The following is a 6,182-nucleotide window of genomic DNA, read 5'->3' on the forward strand; positions in this document are numbered from 1 at the left end:
GGTAGCCGTCGTCGTCGAGCGAACCGATGTCGCCGCTGCGGAACCAGCCATCGTCATCGAAGGCCTTTCTGGTGGCCTCCTCGTTGTTCCAGTAGCCCCCGAACACGACACCGCCCTTGAGCAGCACCTCGCCATCGTCCGCGATCCGCACCGAACAGCCCGGCACCGGCCGTCCGACTGTCCCGATCCGCTGCTGCCCCGGGACGTTGAGCGTGACCCCCGCGCATGTCTCGGTCAGGCCGTACCCCTCGAGCGGGTTGATCCCGACGCCACGGAAGAAGTGACCCAGGCGGGCCCCCAGGGGCGCCCCACCGCTGACGATGTAGTCGACCCGACCGCCGACGGCGGCTCGGAGCTTGCGGTAGACCAGGCGGTCGAACAGGTTGTAGCGCAGGCGCAACAGCAGGCTTGGCCCGCCCCGGTCGAGCGACGTGCTGTAGTCCGTGGCGGTGGCCTCCGCCAGGCCGAAGATCCAGCCCTTCTTCTCGGCTGCGGCCCGGTGCTTCGCCGTGTTGTAGATCTTCTCGAAGATATAGGGCACGGCGAGGATGACCGATGGCGTGAAGTCGACGAGGAGCGACGGGGCCCGCTTGGCGTCATTGCTCAGGGCCAGGTGAACTCGGCTGTGAACGGCGGTCAGCTGGATCGTACGGGCGAGGATGTGCGCGACGGGGATGAAGAGCAGCGTCGTGGTCCGGTCGTTGAACACCAGCTCGGTGACGTTCTTGGCGGCCACGACGTTGTGGATCTGGCACAGCAGGTTGGCGTGGGTGATGACACAGCCCTTGGGGCGGCCGGTCGTACCCGAGGTGTAGATGATCGTGGCCAGGTCGTTGCTCGTGCGTGACGTTCGGCGAGCCTCGACCTCCGTCCTGTCGACGCCGTCGCCCGAGGTCACGAGCTCGTCGAGGCGCTGGGTGTCGGTGGCGCTGATGGGGCCGTCGGCGTCCATGGACCACACGGTCCGCAGGTCGGTCAGGGTCGTGCGAACCGACGCGACGATCTCTGCTCGCTCTGCGTCGGCGACGAACACGCCGACCGCGCCGGAGTCCTGAAGGATCCATTCGACCTGCTCGGCAGACGACGTCTCATAGATCGGTACGGTGACGCCGCCGGCGGTCCAGATCGCGAAGTCACACACCATCCACTCGAAGCTGGTACCCGCCATGATCGCGACCCGGTCACTGGGGGCCAGGCCCCAGCTCATCAGGCCGGCCGCAACGTCGGTCACCCTCGTGGCGAGCTGCGCATGCGAGACCGGCATCCATTCGTCAGCGACGCGGCGCGAGTAGCGGACTTCGGGCCCGTGGTCGCGGGCGTTGGCGAACACGTCGTCTGTGAGGGTGTCCTCAGGGGCAGGAACGTAGTGGGCAGGCTCAGCCGTTTCGAGCACGAGGCACCTCAGAGCGGGTCGAAGGAGGAGTGAGGGAGATGAGTTCGGCCATCGACGACTCGATGCCATCGGACAGCACGTGCAGGTCGGGCACGGAGTCGTGGTCACCCGTGACACCCCAAGCCAGCCCGCCGGCATACGACGCGATGCCGACGGTGATGCGCAGGTCCGCGCCGAGCGGGATGTAGGGATAGAGGTCGGTCATCCGGCGTCCCAGCAGGTAGAGCGGCATCTGCGGGCCGGGGACGTTGGTCGTCACGGTGCTGAAGGCGCGTTGCGGGCTGTGCGCCCACACCTTGACGCCGAGGGCGTAGAGGCTGGCGGGCAACAGGTCGGCGGCGCCGAGGAGAGCGTCCACACCCAGAGCCGTGCCGCCGGTCTTGAGGGTATGCAGCTGGGCTGACACCTCGCGGAGTCGCTCGATCGGATCCGCCTGTCCTACAGGCAGGTCCGCGAACACTGCAGACACCTGGTTGCCCAGAGCGCCGCGCTCGTCGGTGAGACGGGTCGACACCGGGACCATGGTGCGCACGGTGCGCCCCTCGACGGACTGGCCACGGGAGCACAGCAGGGCGCGGAACCCTCCCGCGATGGCCGCGAGCACTACGTCGTTGACGGTCCCGCCGTGATAGTTCTTGACAGCCTTGACCTCGTCGAGGCCGGCACGCACCCAGCGCCAGTCGCGGCGCGGGCCGAGTGGACCGTTGAGCCCGAACTCGAGATGGGCCATCTGCTCCCCGAGGCGAGCCATGCCGACCACCTCGGTCACACTCTGGGGAATGGCGTTGGGGCGCAGGGCCCGAGCGAGCGCCCGCACGGCCCGAACTGGGCTCGAGCCGAGCTCGACCAGGGCGCCCGTGACGAGTCGCGCCGCAGACGGCTCGGGCTGTGGAGCCCACGGTTCGGGCTGCGTCTGGCGCGGCGGCGTCCGGGGAGTCGTCGTCAGCAGCACGCTGATGATGTCAGCGCCGGAGATGCCGTCGATCATCGCGTGGTGGTTGGTGTTGACAAGAGCGAAGCGCTCGCCGTCAAGGCCTGTGACGAGCCACGTGTGCCACAGGGGCCGGTCGAGGTCGAGTGGCTGCGAGATCAGGCGGACCGCCAGCGTGCGCAACGCATCGTCGGTGCCCGGTGAGGGCAGTCTCCGGTGGCCGACGTGGTTGCGAAGCTGGAACCGGGGGTCGTCGACCCAGACCGGGAGCCCGAGGTCGAGCGGGACTCCGCGCACGTGCTGGCGGTAGCGCGGGAACTTAGGAAGCAGGGCATCGACGGCCAGGCACAGTTCGTCGTAGGTGGGCGCCGGGCCTTCGAAGATGAGCGCCGATCCGACGTTGAGCTGTTGTACCTGCCGTTCGAGGTGGAGGAAGGAGGCATCAAGGGGGCTCAGACGCTGCATGGTTCCAGACTGGCCCGGAACGCGTGGGAGGACACGGGGTCTTTGGTCCTGACCCCACGGTCACAGGCGGGACGAGCGCCGAGCCGGGCTCACGTGGGCAGCAGCTCAGCGGGCGAGCGTCCGAGACGGCGGCTCGTGGTAGAGCGCGCGGTAGGCCTGAGCGAAGCGGCCGAGGTGGAAGAAGCCCCACCGGGCGGCGACGTCGGCGACGGAGACGCTCGCCGGGTCGGCGGCCAGCAGGGAACGCCGAGCGCGGTCGAGGCGGATGCGACGTAGGTGGTTCAGCGGGGTGAGGTCGAGGTCTCGGCGGAACGCCGCCTGCAGGGAGCGGGGAGAGACGCCGGCGTGAGCGGCGAGGTCCGCGAGCCGCCACGGGCGCTCGGGCTCGGCCTCGATGAGGTCGACGACCATACGCACAGCACGTGATCGCACCTCGACGCTGCGAGTGACGGTGCAGCTGGTGTTGGGTTGGACGGCGAGCAGGCCGGCGATCAACGCCTGCTCGTAGTGGCTCGCGACCAGGTCGGAGTCGAACAGGCCACCGCCCGAGTCGAGGTCGTCGAGGGCCAGGGCCACCAACCGCATCCAGTCTCGGATGCCGTCGGCAGCGAGGTCCACCAGGGGGTCGAACACCACGGTCGACGTCCTGCCCGGCTCCGTCGCGGCCAGCTGCTCGACGGCGTCGCGGCGGATGTAGATGAGCAGCTGCTCGCAACCGTCGGACCACACCATGTCCACCGGCTCGGTAGGCGACCCGAGCGAGGCGTGCCGGCGATCAGAGGCGACCTCGCGCTGACCTACCCGCACCCGTGCCGACCCGGCCAGCGGCACCTGGACCAAGAAGAACTTCTCGAAGGTACCGGGCGTGATCCGGACCTCATCGCCGTAGCGCAGGTAGTTCAGAACAACGTCCTGGCCGATCACCGCGGCGTTGTGCGCCATGTCCAGCCGGGCGCCGGGCCGGGTCAAGGTGAGCCCGTGAGGGCAGAAGGTCGCCGCAACCTCGTCGCGCGCCTGGTCGACGTCCACGGTGGAGGTACGCGGATGCCGGGCGAGCAGCGCGCGGGACATGCTGCATTGTGTGACGCCTCGGTGACCTCCGTCAAGGATTCGCCAAGGCTCGCAGGCAGGCCCGCGAAACAGCCTCGGCTCAATGTCCCCTGAAGGCCTCCGCCAGCCACCACGAGCCGCCGTCACTGGCGATCTTGGCGTCGACGACGAGGACGCCGATCTGGTCCACGACCCACTTCTCGACGTCGGCCAGGTCGGCAACGGTGCGCACGGTCACGCCGGTGGCGCCATAGCCGCGGGCGATAGCGGCGATGTCGGTGTCGGGGAAGGTGACCGTCGACAGGTTCGCGGCTGCCCCGAAGTGGTGCACCTCGGCGCCGTAGGCCGCGTCGTCGTACACCACGATCATCATCGGCCGGCCCAGACGGACCGCGGTCTCCAGCTCGGAGATCGCCATCAGGAAGCCGCCGTCACCGGTGCCGACAACGGCCAGGCGCGAGGGCTGGGCGAGCATCGCGCCGATCCCACTGGCCAACCCGAGGCCGATGGCCTGGAACGCCTGAGTGAAGCAGAAGGCGTACTCGTCCGGCACCCGCAGGTAGGCGCTGGGGTAGCCCATGAAGTTGCCCGAGTCGATGGCAACCACCCGTTCGGCCGGGAGCAGCCTGTCCAGCTCGCTCGACAGGACCCGCGGGTCGATCCGGTCGGCGGTGGAGAGGTCCTCGGTCGGAGTCTGGTTCCACCATCTCGACGTGCGTAGTCGCTCGGCGACCTCGGGTGTGCGGTATCCCGTCCGCCCCGAGCCGAGAAGAGCGGCGACGTCGCGAGCGGTCGCCGCACAGTCGCCGTGAACGCCGAGGTCGACCGGGCGATGCGCACCCAGCGCCGCGTCGTCGTCGTCGACCTGGACGACGCGAGTGCCCTCACCGATCAGCGTGCCGTGTCGCATCGTCCACATGTTCAGGGCGCAGCCCCAGCCGACGACGAGGTCGGCGCCCGCGATGAGCTCGGCGGCCAACGGTGACGAGAAGCCGCCGGAGATACCCAGCCGGAACTCCTCGCCCTCGAAGAGCCCGTTCGCGACCGCCGAGGTGGCCACCAGGGCTCCGGCGCGCTCGGCAAGGGCGGCGATCTCGCGCCCCGCCCCGCGACCGCCGCGCCCCGCGACGAACACCGGCCGCTCGGCTGTCTCGATCATCGCGACCAGCGCGCTCACCGCGTCGGTCGCCGGCCGCACGGGAAGCGAAACCGGCAGGGTGGCCCTACCACCGGAAGCGGGAGCCGGCGCCGCCTGGACGTCGAGCGGCAGGTTCAGCACGACGGTGCGGCGGCCGTGGACGGCGGTTCGGTACGCCCGGTCGACGTCAGCGATCACAGACGCCGGGCCGTACACCCGATCCGAGACCGCGCCGACGCTTCGGACCAGCGCGTCCTGGTCGATGCGGAAGTTCGACAGCACGGCCGAACCGGCGGTGTCAGCGGCCAGCACGATCATCGGCGTCCGACTCTTGGCGGCCTCACCGATGCCGGTCATCGCGTTGGTGAGGCCACAGCCTTGGTGCACGGTGAGCACGCCGGGCAGCGCCGAGAGTCGGCTGTAGCCGTCGGTCATCGACGCCGCGCCGCCCTCGTGTCGGGCCGCGACGAACGGCACCCCGGCCGACACGAGCGCATTCGTCACCTCGAAGTTGCCGCTGCCGACCACGCCGAACGCGGCGCCGACGCCCAGCTCGGCCAACCGGGCGCCGACCGCCGTCGCGACGGTACGGGCGGGCCTGCCGTCGTGGTCAGATCGGGCGTCTGCCTCGCTCACCTCGGAACCAGCGCGAACACACGGGCCGGCGAGCCCGAGCCGCCAACGATCGGCAGCGGACTCACGACCACGGCGGCACCGGTGCGCGGCAGCCGGTCGAGGTTCTGCAGCTGGGTGATCCCGTACTTGTCCGCTCCGAGGAGGAAGTAGTGCGCTGGGAATGCTGGATCCAGGCTCGCGGCCTGACCCGCGTCGATACCGACCGTCTCCACCCCGAATCCGCTGATCGGCGACGCTGCCAGCCACTGGGCGCCGGCCACCGTGACGCCGGGCGTGTGCGGGCCGATGTCGTCGGCGTTCGCGAACGCCGAGGCGTCGGAGCCGTACCTGCTCCAGCCGGTGCGGAACAGCAGCCAGCAGCCCTTCGGCAGAGGGCCGTGATCGGCGACGTAGGCGTCCAGGTGTTCGGCATCGAGCAGGAAGTCGGGGTCGGACTCGGTCTCGGCGGTGAAGTCCACGACTACGGCAGGGCCGACCAGTCGCGCCGGAGCCAGCTCGTCGACGCTCTTTCCGTCGCGTCCGGAGATCCAGTGCACCGGCGCGTCCAGGTGGGTGCCGGTGTGCTCACC

Annotated in this window: 5 protein-coding genes; all 5 read right to left on the reverse strand. The window is 69.8% G+C overall.

Annotated elements, in window-relative coordinates:
• Positions 1-1,393: AMP-binding protein (locus ABI385_RS06730; protein ID WP_348102977.1), on the reverse strand; the 1,393-nt coding region annotated here is incomplete at its 3' end.
• Positions 1,377-2,789, reverse strand: coding sequence for a wax ester/triacylglycerol synthase family O-acyltransferase (locus tag ABI385_RS06735; protein WP_348102978.1), 1,413 nt, complete (start codon positions 2,787-2,789; stop codon positions 1,377-1,379). The genes ABI385_RS06735 and ABI385_RS06730, both read right to left, overlap by 17 nt.
• A 105-nt stretch (positions 2,790-2,894) precedes the next feature.
• On the reverse strand, positions 2,895-3,860 hold the full coding sequence (locus ABI385_RS06740) for an AraC family transcriptional regulator (protein ID WP_348102979.1): 966 nt from the start codon (positions 3,858-3,860) through the stop codon (positions 2,895-2,897).
• Between the two features lie 79 nt (positions 3,861-3,939).
• A complete protein-coding gene (locus tag ABI385_RS06745; RefSeq protein ID WP_348102980.1) occupies positions 3,940-5,613 on the reverse strand; it encodes a thiamine pyrophosphate-binding protein in 1,674 nt (557 codons plus the stop codon).
• On the reverse strand, positions 5,610-6,182 hold a 573-nt coding region (locus ABI385_RS06750; protein WP_348102981.1), incomplete at its 5' end, for a cyclase family protein. The genes ABI385_RS06745 and ABI385_RS06750, both read right to left, overlap by 4 nt.

This window comes from Lapillicoccus sp. (assembly GCF_039935575.1).
Taxonomy (GTDB): Bacteria; Actinomycetota; Actinomycetes; order Actinomycetales; family Dermatophilaceae; genus Lapillicoccus.